The organism is Streptomyces sp. WMMB 714 (assembly GCF_900090125.1).
GTDB classification, from domain to species: Bacteria; Actinomycetota; Actinomycetes; order Streptomycetales; family Streptomycetaceae; genus Streptomyces; species Streptomyces daqingensis.
Genome location: NZ_FMHJ01000005.1, coordinates 110,007 through 124,785, shown reverse-complemented (window position 1 = coordinate 124,785; position 14,779 = coordinate 110,007). Strand labels below are relative to the sequence as shown.

The window sequence follows — 14,779 nt, the reverse complement described above, 5'->3', positions numbered from 1 at the left end:
GCGCGGCAGTGCCGGCCATGTCGGCCGCCCCGGTGCGCCGCGCGGTGTTCAGGCCCCGGCGGCGGGCGGTACGCGCAGGGCGGCCAGTACGGGCAAGTGGTCCGTGGCGGCACGCAGATCGGATGCCGTGATCCCGTCGAGGCCGTCCGGCACACCGCAGCCGAGCACCTCCACGCCTCGGGAGGCGAGGACGGCGTCGATGCGCTGGTGCGGATCGCGCGGCGTCGAGGTGTACTCCCCGCCCCAGGGCTTCACGGCCCAGCAGTCCTGCAGATTCGACGCGAGAGCCCGGAACGTCTTCCCCCGGGGACGCTCGTTGAGGTCCCCCGCGGCGACGGTGTGCTCGGTCCCCAGAGCTCCCAACTCGTCGAGGAGCATGCGCCCTTGCGCCTGACGCTCGTCGGTCTGCAGGCTCAGATGGCAGCTCAGCACGCCGAGGCGCGCCGAAGTCCCGAAGCGCAGCACGGCCGTGGCGAAGCCCCGGCGGTGCAGCCCGGGTGTGTGCGGAAGCAGCACGTCCCGCGTGCTCTCCACGGTGGGGCGCAGCGTGGAGAGGATCATCGGTCCGGTGGCCGTGGCGCCGCCCGTGACGTGGACGAGCCCGCTCTCGCGGGCCAGCCACGCGGCGTGCTTGCGCCAGCGGAAGAAGCGCGGGGCCTCCTGGATGCACACGACGTCGGGGGCGCACGCCCGGATGACCCGGGCGAGCGCCCTCCTGTCGTCCCGCATGGAGCGGATGTTGTAACTGAGCAGACGGACGACGGCGGAACCGTCCGTCCCGGTCCGTCCTGCCGGCAGATCCGCGAGCGTCATCGGCGCGGTTCTCATCTCTCTTTCCGACCGGCCCACGGCGACCGCGCCGGGGCATCCCGGCCGTGCCGCTCAGCCAAGTACCTGCGTGCTACCCGTAGTTCAGCCTTGCCTGGCGAGGTCCGCCACGCCCACCATGCCCGCCTTGCCGCCGAGCCGGGCCGCGAGCACCTCGGCGTGCGGCCGCCAGCGGCTGCCGACGAGCCAGCGGCGGTACGACTTGCGGATCGGGTCCAGCACGAGGTCCCCCTCGTCGGAGACGCCGCCGCCGACGATGAACGCCCCCGGGTCGAAGAGGGACGCGAGGTCGGCCAGGCCCGCGCCCGCCCAACGGGCCAGCTCCCGGAAGGAGTCGACGGCAACGGGGCAGCCCTGCCTGGCGGCCTCGCTGATGTGCTTCCCCTCGACGCCCTCGGGAGTGCCGTCGCCCAGCCCCAGCAGGATCGTGGCGTTCTCCGGCGTCGCGGTGGCGCGCTGCCGCGCGTACCGCACGAGGGCGCTTCCGGAGGCGTACTGCTCCCAGCAGCCCTGGTTGCCGCAGCCGCACAGCAGCCCGTCCGGCACCATGCGGATGTGGCCGAACTCCGCGGCCACGCCGAAGCGTCCGCGGTGCAGCTTGCCCCCGATGATGACGCCGCCGCCCAGACCGGTGCCGATGGTGATGCAGACGACGTCCTCGTGGCCGGTGCCGATGCCGAACTTGTACTCGCCCCAGGCCGCGGCGTTCGCGTCGTTCTCGATGACGACCGGCAGGTCGATGCGCTGCTCGACCTTGTCCTTCAGCGCCTCGTGGCGCCAGGTCAGGTTCGGCGTGAACAGGACGGTCGCCCGCTTGTCGTCGACGTAGCCCGGCGCGCCGATGCCGACGGCGTCCACCTCGTACTCGGCGCTGGCGTCCCGCACCGCGTCGGCGATCGCGTCGATCACGTGGTCCGCCGTGGGCGGGGTGGGCACGGTGCTGGTTTCCAGAATCGTTCCGTGCTCATCGACCACGCCGGCTGCGATCTTGGTGCCGCCGATGTCGACGCCGATTGTGAGTCCCATGTGTCCCTCGGTCTTCCGGTCCTTCCCCGCCGCGGAACACCGTACCGGAGGCCGTGCGCCGCGATTTCGTGCCCGGTGGCACGGTGGTCACCCGTCGTCGCCCGGACCCCCGCCGGTCTCCGGCCCGGCGGGCCCGGGGCGCTCCGGAGACCCGGCCGGTCCGCGGTCCTGCGTGCGCGGCCCGTCATGGCCTTCGCCGGCCCCGGCCGTCTCGGCGTCCGCGTGCGTCCCGCCGCTGGCGGACGTGCCGGAGCGCCCGGACGTCCCGCGGTCCCCGGACGTCCCGCCGCCCGCGTCGGGCCCGGGGCCCGCGGAGTCCGACGGTCCCTTGTCCAGGTCGATCCGCTCCACCCCGGCCGGCCCGCCGGCGTCCGGGCCCGCGGCGGTGATCGCCGGGCCCGTCCCGTCCGGTTCGCCTCGCTCGCCCGCCGGGTCGCCGGTCTGCGGGGCCGCGCCGCCCGCTCCGGCCGTCCACCGCCCCTCGGCGTTCTGGACGGCGGCGCGGTAGGCGGCGAGCAGCTCGCCGCCCGCCGCCGCGATGTGGTCGAAGACCCCCGGATTGCGCTCGACGACCGGCTCGATGGCCGCCCTGGCCTGGGCGATCAGCTGCTGCGCCGCACCCTGCGCGGCGGCGGAGGCCACCGTGCCGCCGAACGGCCTGCCCAGTTCGGCGACCCTGTCGGAGACCGCGTCCGCGAGCCGGCGCAGCTCCTCGGCCGCGCTCAGGGGCGGCTGCCCGTACTCCTCGCGGCGCCGCGCCTTCTCGGCGGCCAGGTCTTCCTCGCAGGCCGTGGCCCAGGCGTCGGCCTCGGGCTCGCGGGGATCGGCGGCATCGCTCATGGCGGCGGCTCCTACGGAGGGAATTCGGAGGGAATCCGAAGGGAGGGGGTACGGGAAGGGGGCGAGCGCGGCGCTCCACTCCCGACGTTACCCGAACGGCCGGGGACCGTAGAGGGACTGCCGCACGCCGGTACGAGCGGAAGCACCGCATCCGCGCGGGCAGGCCGGGCGGACCGCGCGCTGGATACCGGCCGCGTCACCGCGCCGCCGGGACGTGCCGTCGCCGCCCCGTCGGACGCCCGTCAGCCCTTCGGCTCCTCCGGCCACAGCGCCGGGTCGGGCTCGCAGCGCACCCGCAGCACTCCCCGCTCCAGCGCGGCGCCCGCCACGCGGCACCTGCGCAGCGCGGAGGGCAGCGTGAGGACGCGCCGGTACGGGCCGACGCTGAGGATGAGCTCGTCGCCGCGCCGTACGAGGTCCAGCTCGTCCTTGCGCACGGCGGGCAGGGGAAGGTGCCACACCAGCAGCCCCTCGCTCGCGATCCGGTTCTCGACCTCGCCGGCGCCCTCGCGGCGGCCGCTCCCCGCGGCGTCCGCCGCCCCGCCGGGAAACCCGGCCGCACGGGCGATGCGGTCCAGGTCCTCCACGCCGAGCGGGTCGCGCCCCAGGTGCGGCACCTCGAGCAGCGGCACGTCCTGCGCCGCGCATTCCTCGCGCAACGCCGCCAGGACGTCCCGCTGCAGCCCGGACAGGCCTCTCAGCCACGGGTCCGAACTCTCCAGCGGCAGGAGGCGGTTGGCCACCACTGCCGCCAGCGGCAGCCCGTACAGGCCGGTTCCGGCACGCGCGAGGCGCAGCGCCTCCGCCGGCAGCGTCCCCGGTTCCGCGACGAGACGGACGGACGTCCCGGGCGACTCCAGCATCTCCTCGACGGCGGCGAGTTCACCGTCCCAGCGGGCCGTCGTCCCGTACAGCGCGGCCGTCGGCATCGGCACGCCCACGAGCTGGGCCAGAGCGGGGCGCAGGGCGCGTGCGGCCTGGCGCTCGGGCGGCAGCAGTCTGCGCAGGTACCGGCGCAACTGGCCTGGGAGAGCGAGCAGTTGGAGCGCCGCCGGAGTGGGCGGCAGGTCGACGACGAGGGTGTCCCACGCTTCGACCGCGTGCGCGGCCCGCAGCGTGCGCAGCAGGGCGAACGCCTCGGCGCCGGGGAGTTCGGTCAGTTCGTCCTCGTCCAGGGCTTCCGCGCCGACCATGCCGAGCGCCGGACGGATCCGCTCCTGGAGGGCCCTGCCGCCGCTGCGGAACTGCGCCCCCGCGTCGATCCGCGCGACCCACAACCGGCCCTCGGTGGCGGGCACTTCGGCCGGCCCCTCCTGGGCGGGCAGGGCACCGGAAGCGCCCGCGGTCGCCAGGGTCGCGGGCTGTGGCACGCCGAGCAACGGCGCGAGCACGGCGGGCGGTTCGCCGCTGAGCAGGAGCGTCCTCCTGCCGCCGCGGGCCTCCGCCAGCGCGCTCGCCGCGGCGACGGTGGTCCGGCCCGCGCCACCCGGCCCCGTGATCAGGAGCGTACGCACCGGAGAACTCCGGGACGGTCGGCCCGCCGCCTCCACCCGCTGCTCCCCCTCGTACCGGCCCTCGTACGGGCCCTCGTGCTCGTTCTCGTGCTCCCCGCCGGGCTCCGCCCGGAACGCGCCGGCTCCGTCGGCGCCGCCCGCCCCGGTGCCGTACGCGGTGGGCCGGGACACCCGCGCCTCAGCCTTTGGCGCCGCCCGGGCCGGCGGTCGCGCCGCCGCCCGACTCGACACGCTTCTTCAGACCTGACAGGGCGCGGTCGATGATGACCTTCTCCGCCTTGCGCTTGATCATCCCCAGCATCGGGATCTTGACGTCCACCGTCAGCTGGTAGGTCACCTCGGTGCGCTCGCCGCCCGCGAGCGGGGCGAGGCGGTAGACGCCGTCGAGGGAGCGCAGCATCTGCGACTTCACCAGGGACCACCGGACCTCGTGCTCCCCGTGCCACTCGTAGGCGAGGGTGTGCTCGTCCTTGATGGCTCCGGCGTCCAGCAGCAGCCGCACCTGCTCGGCACGGCCGGCCTCGTCCTCGGAGAGGACTTCGGCCTCCTTCACCTCGTCCGTCCACTCCGGGTAGCGCGCGAAGTCGGAGATCACCCCCATCACGGCAGACGGTGCTGCATCGATGGTGATGTTCGAACTGGTGTGTTCCGCCATCGCCGTGGCTCCTCCATTGCTGCGAGCTGGCCCCCGATTGCCGCTCGAAGGCTACCGCGCGTGCTCACCCGCCGACGCGGGGGTCCTTCCCGCTGCCGGCGGACCCGCGGCCCTTCACCACTCCAGCACCCAGGGAGTGCCCGTCGCGTTGAAGTGGCCGACGTTCACGCACTCCGTCTGCCCCACCCGCATCCGCTGAACCAGCGGCTGGTGAACGTGCCCGAAGAGGTGGTACCGGGGCCGTACCGCGTGCACCGCCTCCAGCAGCGCCTCGCTGCCCCGCTCGAACCGGCGGGCGACCGTGTCGTAGCACAACTCCGGGACGTCGGGCGGTATATGGGAGCAGAGCACGTCGACCGGGCCCAGCGCGGCCACCTTCGCGGCATACGTCTCGTCGTCGATCTCGAAGGGCGTGCGCATCGGCGTCCGCAGCCCCCCTCCCACGAACCCGAAGCGCAGCCCGCCGATGTCGGCCGTCTCGCCGTCCAGCACGGTGGTGCCCTCCCTCGCGTACTCGGGCCACAGAGGCGGCATGTCGACGTTCCCGTAGGTGGCGTACGTCGGGGCGGGGAAGGCGGCGAACATCTCGGTGTACTGCGCGCGGACGGCCGCCTCGGTGGCGGCGACGCGGTCGATGCCCTCCCAGAGCCGTGCCGAGAGCTCCCGCGCCTCCGCGAAGCGGCCCTCCGTGCGCAACTGGACGATGCGGTCGGCGTTTTCGACACCGAACAGGTCCGGAAAGATGCCGCGGGAGTGATCCGCGTAGTCGAGGAAGAGGATCAGGTCGCCAAGGCAGACGAGTGCGTCGGCACCGTCACCCGCCGTGGCCAGGTCGCGGCTGTTGCCGTGTACGTCACTGACTACGTGGACTCGCATGGGCCCCACCCTAGGCCGGAGTCCGCCCCGTACGGCACCCGATGACAAGGGCCCCGCCCCACCTGCGGTTACTTTTCCGTCGGCACCCTGAGGGATTAGGCTGCCGCCGACAGACCGGTGTCGTGTGACGCAGCAGACATCTCGGTGACAACCCCTATCCCGCCGCCCCTACCCGTGGGTAACGTCCGGGCCGTCATTCACTCGGGATCCCTCCGGAGATCCTGATCCGTGCCGCTGGAGGCCGCCCTCGGAGGCCACCGTGTCCGGCGCCGACGAGGAGCAACAGTCTTGCGCGAGTTCAGCCTTCCCGCCCTCTACGAGGTGCCGGCCGACGGAAACCTGACGGATCTCATCCGCCGCAACGCGGCTCAGCATCCCGAAGTGCCCGTCGTCGCCCGCAAGCGGGAGGGGCAGTGGACGGACGTCACCGCCACCGAATTCCTCGCCGAGGTGCAGGCTGCCGCCAAGGGTCTGATCGCGGCGGGCGTCGAGCCGGGCGACCGCGTGGCCCTGATGTCCCGCACGCGCTACGAGTGGACGCTGCTGGACTTCGCCGTCTGGAGCGCCGGGGCCGTCACCGTCCCCGTGTACGAGACGAGTTCGCCGGAGCAGATCGCCTGGATCCTCGGCGACTCCGGTGCGGTGGCCTGCCTCGTGGAGACGGCCGCGCACTCCGCGGCCGTCGAGTCCGTACGCGACCGGCTCCCCGCCCTGGAGCACATCTGGCAGATCGAACCGCCGCGGTCCGGCGACCAGTCGGAGGGTGCGGTGGCACGGCTGGCGGAGGACGGCGCCCGCGTCCCCGACGCGGAGCTCAAGGCCCGCGGCGCCACCGCGAACGCCGACTCCCCCGCGACCATCGTCTACACGTCCGGCACCACGGGACGTCCCAAGGGCTGCGTACTCACGCACCGCAGCTTCTTCGCGGAGTGCGGGAACGTCGTCGAGCGGCTCCGCCCCATGTTCCGCACGGGAGAGTCCTCCGTGCTCCTCTTCCTGCCCACGGCCCACGTGTTCGGGCGGCTCGTGCAGGTGGCGGCCGTCATGGCACCCATCAAACTGGGGCACGTCTCCGACGTGAAGACGCTGACCGACGAACTCGGCGCGTTCCGCCCGACGATGGTGCTGGGCGTCCCCCGCGTCTTCGAGAAGGTCTTCAACTCCGCCCGCGCACACGCCCATTCAGGCGGCAAGGGCAAGATCTTCGACAAGGCGGCCGAGACCGCGATCGCCTACAGCCGCGCGCTGGACGACCCTTCGGGCCCGTCCCTCCAACTCAAGCTCCGCCACAAGCTGTTCGACCTGCTGGTCTACGACAAGCTGCGGGAGGTGCTGGGCGGGCGCGCGACGCACGCGATCTCGGGCGGTGCTCCCCTGGGCGAACGCCTCGGGCACTTCTACCGCGGCATCGGATTCACCGTGCTGGAGGGCTACGGCCTCACGGAGTCCTGCGCGGCCACGTCGTTCAACCCCTACGACCGGCAGAAGATCGGCACGGTCGGGCAGCCGCTCCCCGGATCCGTGATCCGCATCGCCGACGACGGCGAGGTGCTGCTGCACGGCGAGCACCTCTTCACCGGCTACTGGAACAACGAGGAGGCAACGCGCGAGGCCCTCTCGGACGGCTGGTTCCACACCGGTGACCTCGGCACCCTCGACGCGGACGGCTACCTCACCATCACCGGACGCAAGAAGGAGATCCTGGTGACGGCGGGCGGCAAGAACATCGCACCGTCCGTCATCGAGGACCACATCCGCGGGCACGCCCTCGTCGCCGAGTGCATGGTCGTCGGCGACGGACGCCCGTTCGTCGGCGCGCTGCTCACCCTCGACGAGGAGTTCCTGCCGCGGTGGGCGGAGGAGAACGGCAAGTCGGACCTCAGCCGTGCCGCTCTGCTGCAGGACGGCGATCTGCTGGCCGAACTCCAGAAGGCGGTGGACGGAGGCAACGCGCTGGTCTCCCGGGCCGAGTCCGTGCGCAAGTTCCGGGTGCTGGACACCCAGTTCACCGAGGAGTCGGGGCACATCACGCCGTCGCTGAAGCTCAAGCGGGGCGTGGTCGCGAAGGACTTCGCGGACGACATCGAGACGCTGTACGCCTGAGCCCCGCCCCCGCCCCCGCGCCGGGCGCGGGGGCGGGGGCGGGGCTCACAGCAGGGTCTTGAGCTGCTCCGCGAGCGCGTCCCACCGCCAGCGCTCCGCCACCCAATCCCTGCCCCGTTCGCCCATCCGGGCCCGCAGGGCGGGGTCCTTCAGCAGCGTGCTCACACGCTCGGCCGCCTCCTCCGGCGCGCCGCCCCGTACGACCCAGCCCGTCTCCCCGTCGAGTACGGCGTCGGGGGCGCCGCCCGAGTCGCCGGCGACGACGGGCAGTCCGGTCGCGGAGGCCTCGAGGTAGACGATGCCGAGCCCTTCGACGTCGAGCCCCTTCCTGCGGGTGCGGCACGGCATCGCGAAGACGTCGCCGGCGCCGAAGTGCGCGGGGAGCTCCTCCCAGGGCACGGGGCCGGTGAAGCGCACCGCGTCCGCCACGCCCGTGGCCTCCGCGAGCTTCTCCAGCTCCTCCCGGTAGGGGCCGCCACCGACGATCAGCAGTACGGCGCCGGGTACTTCGGCGAGGACACGGGGCATCGCACGGATCAGCGTGTCCTGCCCCTTGCGCGGCACCAGGCGGGAGACGCACACGACCACCGGCCGTTCTGCCAGGCCGAGCCGGGCCCGTACGGCCTCACCGCCGGAGCCGGGGTGGAAGCTCTTCTCGTCGACGCCGGGCGGCAGTTGGACCATGCGGGCGGCGGCCTCGGGCGTCAGGGCCCGTGCGATACGGGAGCGGGTGTACTCGCCGAGGTAGGTGAGCGTGTCCGTGCCCTCCCCGATACGGCGCAACAAGCGGCGTGCGACGGGCAGTTGGGCCCAGGCGGCCTCATGCCCGTGCGTCGTGGCGACGAGCCGCCTCGCCCCCGCCGCGCGCAGCGCGGGCGCCATGAGGCCCAGCGGGGCCGCGGCGCCGAACCATACGGAGCCGCAGCCGTGTTCACGCAGCAGCGCGGCGGCACGGCGGGTGACCTTCGGCGTCGGCAGCAGCACAGCCGTACGGTCCCGCACGACGGTGAAGGGCTGTTCCGCGTCGAACCGCGCCGTCTCCGCCGCCCCTTCCGGGCCTCGCTTCGAGGTGGAGGCGTACACGACGACCTGTGAGGGGTCCAGCCGCAGCGCCATGCTGTGCAGGAACGCCTCGATACCGCCCGCCCGGGGCGGGAAGTCGTTGGTGACGATCAGCGTCTTTCGCATCGCCGCCGACAGTACCGTCCGGGTGACGCCCGCCGCCCCGCCCCCTGAGCGCGGCATGAACAGCCGTACCCGCACGGCATGATGTCGCGGGCAGCGAGCAGGCACATATGAGCGAAGGCGGCGTGAGCCGCGTGAGGGAGACGACAGGGCGGACATGACGGACAGCACGACAGCGAGCACCCCGCAGCCGGCGGACGACGACGCGGCCGCCACGGGGGCGCACGTGACCGGCGGCGCACGCCGCTCCCCCGGCGGCAGAGGCGGCGCGGGCGCACACCGGAGAGGGGACGGCCGGTCCGGCCGGGACGGGAGCGACCGGAGCGGTTCCGGGCTCCTCGCACGGCCCTTCCGCCCCACCCACCCCCTCGTCGCGCCCCTCGCGGTGTGGGCCGCGACCCGCACGGTGCTGCTGCTGTGCGCCTTCAAGGTGTTCACGCTGCCCGGCCCGGACTTCACGAACGACGTCGAGGCGATCTACCAGGGCTGGTTCGACGTGCTGCGGGCCGGTACCTTCCCGCACGACGACGTCACCTGGCAGTACCCGCCGGCCGCGGCCCTCGCGGTGCTCTCCCCCGCGCTCCTGCCCTTCCTCGACTACCCGTCCGCCTTCTACCTGCTGGCGTGCGCAGCGGACGCCGTCGTACTGGCCGTGCTGGTGCGTTCCTCATCGCGCCCGGGCAGGCGCCGGGCCGGGGTGTGGGGCTGGGTCGCCGGGGTCGCGCTCCTCGGCCCCACCTCGTACGCCCGCTACGACCTGATGGTCACCGCGGTGGCCGTGGCGGCGCTGTTCGCGGCGGCCCGGCATCCGAGGACCGCCGGAGCACTGACGGCGTTCGGGGCGCTGCTGAAGGTGTGGCCGGCCCTGCTGCTGCTCGGCACCCCGCGCGGCCGCGCGTCGCGCGCGACGTGGACGAGCGCGCTCGTCACCGGCACGCTCGTCCTCGGCGTCTTCGCCTGGTCGATGCCGGGCTCACTCGCCTTCCTCGACTTCCAGCAGGACCGGGGCACCGAGGTGGAGTCGCTGGGCGCCCTCGTCTTCCACGTGGCACGGCAGTTCGGATGGGAGGGGCAGGTCCTGCTCAACTACGGCTCGATGGAGTTCATCGGCCCCCACGTGAACCTCGTCAGCGACGCCGCGCTGCTCCTCACCGGCGCGGCCTTCGCCTGGCTCCTGCTGTGGCGGCTCCGCGCCGTGAAGTGGACCCCCTCCACGCCCGCCGACGCCGCGCTGACCGCGGTACTGCTCTTCACGACGACAAGCCGCGTCATCAGCCCTCAGTACATGATCTGGCTGGTGGGCCTGGCCGCGGTCTGCCTGACGCTGCGCGCCAGCCGCCAGGTGCTGCCGTCCGTGCTGGTGCTGGCCGCCACGGGTGTGACGCTGCTGGAGTTCCCGCTGGGCTTCGGCCACGTCGTCGCCAGCGACTGGCAGGGCGTCGCGCTGCTGGTGGTGCGCAACGGCCTGCTGGTGGCCGCCTCGCTGCTCGCGTGCCTGCGCCTGTGGCGCACGACGCGGCCCGGAACGGCACAGGACACGGCCCGTGAGGGCGCCGGAGCCGGGACCGGGGGCGTCACGACAGTTCGGCGCGCACGTACGAGCGCCACCGCTCAGTGAAATCGTCCAGCGTCAGGCCCAGTTCAGCCCGCATGGCCTTGTCCGCGGCGGCGCGCTCCTCCTCCGGCGAGGGGCTGCCGGAACTGCCGGAGTCGCCGGCATCCCCCACACGAAGGTAGAAGTCCAGCAGCTTCTCCTCGCCCCACTCCTCCGCGATGAACAGACACGCGAGCCAGCCGCTCTCGTAGGCCCGTCCCAGCCTCTCCGGGTCGTTGCCGAACTTGAAGTCGCGGTCCGAGGGCAGCTCCTGCGGCAGCTCGCCCGCCTCCGCGGCGCGTACGAGCTCCGCGGCGGCGCTCCTCGGCGTACGGCCGGTCCCGCGGTAGCCGATCCAGTCGGCGAGCCCCTCGGAGAGCCACATGGGCGTGAGGCGGCCCGTGTGGGTCCGGGAGGCGACGTGCACCGTCTCGTGGGTGACGACGACCTGGCGTCCCTCCTCGCTCAGTTCGCCGTACGCCTCGGGGTTGACCACGATGCGGTCCGCGGGGGCGTTCTGGGACTCGCCCGCGTCCCCCGTGGTGACCGCCGCGATGCCCTCGTACGACGAGGCGGGCGCGTCGAGCAGCTGGGCCATGCGCCGCAGCGACGCCGGAGCCTCCACCACGACGCGGTCCGGCCAGGGGCGCGGCCACACCTCCTCGACCCGGGAGACCGCGCGGTCCGCGTCCTGGGCCAGCCGGCGCAGGTCCTCCTTGGAGCGGCCGACTCCGAGCACCGAGCTGCGGTCCCCCCGCACCACGGACAGCTCGCCCTGCTCCCACAACTGCACGTCGCTGCGCGGCAGTTCGCCGCTCACGTACCACCGCCCGCCGCGCTCGACGAAGGCGAGCCGCTCGGTGGCGGTGACGGGTGCGCGGTCGTCGCCGCGCAGCCGGTACCTAAGCCGCACCTGTGCCTCGACGCGGCCGCCTTTCCCCCCGCCGGCTTCGTCCGGCCCGCTGCCGTCCGTGTGCCGCAGCCCGTGGAGCCGGTAGGTCCACTGCGTGAGCCGCAGCCGCTGCAAGTTGCCGAACACCTCGCGCTGCGCCGCGCGGTAGCGCTCGGCGCGCGGATCGATCTCCGCCTCGTACCGCTTCTCGTGACCACTGCGTACGGCCGTCGCCTGCCGCTCCAGTACGCGCTGGATCTCCGCGCGTTCGCGGTCCGCGCCGTCCCCGGACCCGGCCGGTCCGCAGCCGCAGGCCGCCACCAGCACCGCCGCCGTCACGACCGGTGCGACGGCCCCCAGGCCACCACGCGGTGCCGCGGCCCGCGAACCGCCCGCGCCGCGCCGCCCGGGCGTGCTGCCCACGGCCACGGCCGCATCGCCGCACGCGTCATGCCACTGCCCAGGACCGCCCACGCCGTCGATCGTACGGGCGGCGCCGGGACGGGGCCCGCGTCAGGTGTCCGTACAGGGCCGGGGCGACGGGAAAGGGCCGTGGAACGGGGCGACGGGAACGGTCCTGTACGACGCCCTGGTCAGGGGCGGGTGACGGCGGAGACCGGCATCATGCCCACCGGGTCGTAGCGCACCTGGGCGCCCGGATGCGGAGCGTGCACGACCTGGCCGTCCCCCACGTACATTCCCACGTGGCTCGCGTCGTCGCGGTAGATCACCAGGTCGCCGGGGCGGGCCTGGCTCAGCGGCACCTGCCGTCCGGCCGAGCGCTGGCCCTGCGACGTACGCGGGATCGACATGCCCGCCCTGCCGTACGCCCACTGCGTCAGTCCGGAGCAGTCGAAGGACCGGGGCCCGGCGGCGCCCCAGACGTACGGCAGGCCGACGGCGGACCGGGCGGCGGCCACCGCGGCCGCGGCGCGGTTCGAGGACGCCCCGCCGCCGCCGGACGGGACGGACTCCCCGCGTCCGCGGGCCCGGGACGCGCGCTCGCGCTCCTCGCGCTGTTCCGGCGTGAGCTCGTCGAGGAGTTTCCGTGCCGCCGACAGCCGCTTCTGCACCGCCGTCTTGTGCCGCTTCAAGTCCGCGCGGCGGCGCTCCAGTTCGGCGAGCTTCATGCCCGCCTCGGCCCGCTGCTGCTTGAGCGAGCGCTGTGCGCTGCGCAGCCGCGTCAGCTTCTCGTGCTGGCGGCTTCCGATGCGGTCGAGCGTGGCGGCCTTGTCGAGGTAGCCGTCCGGGTCCGCGGTGAGCATCAGCGCGACGCCCGGGTCGACGCCGCCCGAGCGGTACTGCGCGCCCGCGAAGGAGGCCAGCGCCGCGCGCAGCCGGTTCACTTGGGCCTGCCGGCGCGCGGCCCGCGCCTGGGCGTACTCGACCTGCTCGCGCAGTTCGGCGGTGCGCTCGGCAGCCGCGTTGTACTTCTCCGTGGACTTCTCGGCCTCTTCGTAGAGCCTGTCGATGCGAGCGCCCGCGGCGCGTGCCGAGGAAGCCCCGCCGGGGCCGTCGTCGGGGCTGGCACCCGCGGGAGCCGCGGGAGTGAGCGCGGCGGCGGCACCCGCGACCGCGGTGAGGAGGACGACCCTCGTAGGCCAACTGCCGCCGGGCCTGGCGGGTTTTCGGTGGGACCTGTACGAGACCACTGCGGACGTGCTCCTTCCGTGAGGGCATGTCCTGAAGGTTCCGCGCCTGCGTCGAGCGCCCTGCCGGGCTGCCGGAGCGGCTTCAGCACACACCCTGGTCGAACTGCGCGGCGAATCTAGCCGCACAGCCAGGAAGGATTCACGCACCGCGCGCGGCACGGAAGTCGGCCGGAACGCGCCGACCCCGCCGATGACGCAGGTCACCGACGGGGTCGAGGGTCATCACGGCACATTCGCCATCACCCGGACGAACGACACTGCGGGGCGCCTGTGCTGACGTCCTGGGTGCCTGCCGGGGAGGAAGGAGCCGGAGAAGCGGTCAGCCGATCCGCACGCCGAACTGGAAGGGCATGTTGTTGATCGACTCGTAGCGCACACCGGCGCCGGGCTTCGGGGCGTGCAGGATCTGGCCGTTGCCCGCGTAGAAGCCGACGTGGTGCTGGTCGCCGTAGAAGATGACCAGGTCGCCGGGGGCGAGTTGACCGCGGCCGATCTGGGTTCCGGCCTTCGCCTGGTCCTGGGATATGCGGGGCAGCGAGACGCCGGCCTGGTTGTACGCCCAGGAGGTGAGCCCGGAGCAGTCGAACGAGCTCGGGCCGGTGGCGCCCCACACGTACGGCGCGCCGATCTTGCTCTTGGCCGCGGAGAGCGCGGCGGCGGCGCGCTGCGAGGCGGAGGCGTCGCTGCCGAGGTCGACGCGCGAGCTGGCCGCGCGGTCGGCGCGCGCCTGCTGCGCGGCGAGGCGCGCACGCTCGTCCGCCGTGAGGGTGTTGAGGAGCTTGCGCGCCTCGGAGAGCTTGTCCTGGATCTTCTTCTTCTTCTCGCCGAGCTCCTTGCGGGTGTCGGCGAGGTCCTCGAGCTTGTCCGAGGCTTCCTTGCGCTGCTGCGCCAGGTCGCGCTGCTTGCCCTGGATCTTCTTCAGCGCCTCGGCCTGCTTGGTGCTCAACTGGTCGAGCGTGGAGGCCTTGTCGAGGTAGCTGTCCGGGTCGGAGGAGAGGAAGAGCTGCACGGACGGGTCCACGCCGCCGGTGCGGTACTGCGCGGTGGCCATCGAACCGAGGCCGTTGCGCATGTCGTTGAGGTCGTCCTGACCGCGCGCCACGCTGTCCTGCAGGTTGTCGACCTGCTCTTCCAGCTTCTTCTGCTTCTCCTTGGCGCCGTTGTACTTCTCCGTCGCGCCTTCGGCGTCCTCGTAGAGCTTGTCGACCTTCTCCTTGACCTCCTTCTCGGAGGCCTTGGGTTCGGCTTGCGCCGCCTGCGTGGTGAGGGCGACGGCCGCTGCGGCGGTCGCAGTGAGCACGGACACGCGACGAGTGCGGCGGGGCTGCTTGGGACGACGGTGGGACGCCACTGGGGCGAGCTCCTTCTTCCTCAGCCGCCTGCCGGACTGACACTCCGGCCCCACCTCGCCGGGCGGCTCGGTGGAGAGAGGCGGTCCTCCGCTGCCGCCCCGGATGGACGTCAACCTCGCGGAGGTTCGGGGCCAGACATTAGCCACGGGTAATCGTCGGATCAAATCACTCTGAGAAAAAACCCGTCACACAACCGGATTCTTTACTCAGCTCGCACAGCGAGCGATGGGGGTGTCACGCAGTGGTGCTAACAGACTCCCGC

Annotated in this window: 11 protein-coding genes and 1 pseudogene; 2 read left to right on the top strand and 10 right to left on the bottom strand. The window is 73.3% G+C overall.

Going from position 1 to position 14,779, the window contains the following annotated elements; translation table 11 throughout:
- Window positions 1-48 precede the first annotated feature (48 nt).
- The 6 genes and pseudogenes from H181DRAFT_RS10695 to H181DRAFT_RS10670 form a co-directional block, all read right to left on the bottom strand.
- A complete protein-coding gene (locus tag H181DRAFT_RS10695) occupies window positions 49-828 on the bottom strand; it encodes an endonuclease/exonuclease/phosphatase family protein (RefSeq protein WP_045864117.1) in 780 nt (259 codons plus the stop codon).
- Window positions 829-912: 84 nt separating this feature from the next.
- Window positions 913-1,854, bottom strand: a complete 942-nt coding sequence (locus H181DRAFT_RS10690) for an ROK family glucokinase (RefSeq protein ID WP_045864116.1) — start codon at window positions 1,852-1,854, stop codon at window positions 913-915.
- A gap of 330 nt (window positions 1,855-2,184) precedes the next feature.
- Window positions 2,185-2,694 (bottom strand): annotated as a pseudogene (locus H181DRAFT_RS29885) (DUF5304 family protein); the annotation flags it as partial.
- 242 nt (window positions 2,695-2,936) lie between these two features.
- A complete protein-coding gene (locus tag H181DRAFT_RS10680) occupies window positions 2,937-4,379 on the bottom strand; it encodes an ArsA family ATPase (protein WP_368073261.1) in 1,443 nt (480 codons plus the stop codon).
- 7 nt (window positions 4,380-4,386) lie between these two features.
- On the bottom strand, window positions 4,387-4,863 hold the full coding sequence (locus H181DRAFT_RS10675; RefSeq protein WP_045864114.1) for an SRPBCC family protein: 477 nt from the start codon (window positions 4,861-4,863) through the stop codon (window positions 4,387-4,389).
- A gap of 114 nt (window positions 4,864-4,977) precedes the next feature.
- On the bottom strand, window positions 4,978-5,739 hold the full coding sequence (locus tag H181DRAFT_RS10670) for a metallophosphoesterase family protein (RefSeq protein ID WP_045864113.1): 762 nt from the start codon (window positions 5,737-5,739) through the stop codon (window positions 4,978-4,980).
- A 288-nt stretch (window positions 5,740-6,027) separates the two neighbouring features.
- Here H181DRAFT_RS10670 and H181DRAFT_RS10665 point away from each other — a divergent pair, with 288 nt between their 5' ends.
- The gene (locus tag H181DRAFT_RS10665) at window positions 6,028-7,842 is read left to right on the top strand and encodes an AMP-dependent synthetase/ligase (RefSeq protein ID WP_045864112.1); all 1,815 of its coding nucleotides are present in this window, start codon (window positions 6,028-6,030) and stop codon (window positions 7,840-7,842) included.
- A 45-nt stretch (window positions 7,843-7,887) separates the two neighbouring features.
- Here H181DRAFT_RS10665 and H181DRAFT_RS10660 read toward each other — a convergent pair whose 3' ends face one another.
- On the bottom strand, window positions 7,888-9,030 hold the full coding sequence (locus H181DRAFT_RS10660; protein WP_045864381.1) for a glycosyltransferase family 4 protein: 1,143 nt from the start codon (window positions 9,028-9,030) through the stop codon (window positions 7,888-7,890).
- 154 nt (window positions 9,031-9,184) lie between these two features.
- Between H181DRAFT_RS10660 and H181DRAFT_RS10655 the strand changes: the two genes are divergently transcribed.
- Window positions 9,185-10,645: a glycosyltransferase family 87 protein gene (locus H181DRAFT_RS10655; protein ID WP_078895648.1), complete on the top strand. Its 1,461-nt coding sequence runs from the start codon at window positions 9,185-9,187 to the stop codon at window positions 10,643-10,645.
- On the opposite strand, the gene H181DRAFT_RS10650 is transcribed toward H181DRAFT_RS10655, so the two are convergent.
- The 3 genes from H181DRAFT_RS10650 to H181DRAFT_RS10640 all read right to left on the bottom strand — a co-directional run bounded on the left by H181DRAFT_RS10650 (window position 10,602) and on the right by H181DRAFT_RS10640 (window position 14,516).
- Window positions 10,602-11,987, bottom strand: a complete 1,386-nt coding sequence (locus H181DRAFT_RS10650; RefSeq protein WP_139131697.1) for a hypothetical protein — start codon at window positions 11,985-11,987, stop codon at window positions 10,602-10,604. The two genes, H181DRAFT_RS10655 and H181DRAFT_RS10650, sit on opposite strands and share 44 nt — an antisense overlap.
- 119 nt (window positions 11,988-12,106) lie before the next feature.
- A complete protein-coding gene (locus H181DRAFT_RS10645; protein ID WP_045864111.1) occupies window positions 12,107-13,165 on the bottom strand; it encodes a C40 family peptidase in 1,059 nt (352 codons plus the stop codon).
- A 319-nt stretch (window positions 13,166-13,484) separates the two neighbouring features.
- The gene (locus tag H181DRAFT_RS10640; RefSeq protein ID WP_045864110.1) at window positions 13,485-14,516 is read right to left on the bottom strand and encodes a C40 family peptidase; all 1,032 of its coding nucleotides are present in this window, start codon (window positions 14,514-14,516) and stop codon (window positions 13,485-13,487) included.
- Between the last annotated feature and the right edge of the window lie 263 nt (window positions 14,517-14,779).

Excerpts from the sequence above, each read along its gene's own strand:
- H181DRAFT_RS10695 (WP_045864117.1), bottom strand. The coding sequence starts at position 828 with ATGAGAACCGCGCCGATGACGCTCGCGGATCTGCCGGCAGGACGGACC.
- H181DRAFT_RS10690 (WP_045864116.1), bottom strand. The coding sequence starts at position 1,854 with ATGGGACTCACAATCGGCGTCGACATCGGCGGCACCAAGATCGCAGCC.
- H181DRAFT_RS10675 (WP_045864114.1), bottom strand. The coding sequence starts at position 4,863 with ATGGCGGAACACACCAGTTCGAACATCACCATCGATGCAGCACCGTCT.
- H181DRAFT_RS10670 (WP_045864113.1), bottom strand. The coding sequence starts at position 5,739 with ATGCGAGTCCACGTAGTCAGTGACGTACACGGCAACAGCCGCGACCTG.
- H181DRAFT_RS10660 (WP_045864381.1), bottom strand. The coding sequence starts at position 9,030 with ATGCGAAAGACGCTGATCGTCACCAACGACTTCCCGCCCCGGGCGGGC.
- H181DRAFT_RS10655 (WP_078895648.1), top strand. The coding sequence starts at position 9,185 with ATGACGGACAGCACGACAGCGAGCACCCCGCAGCCGGCGGACGACGAC.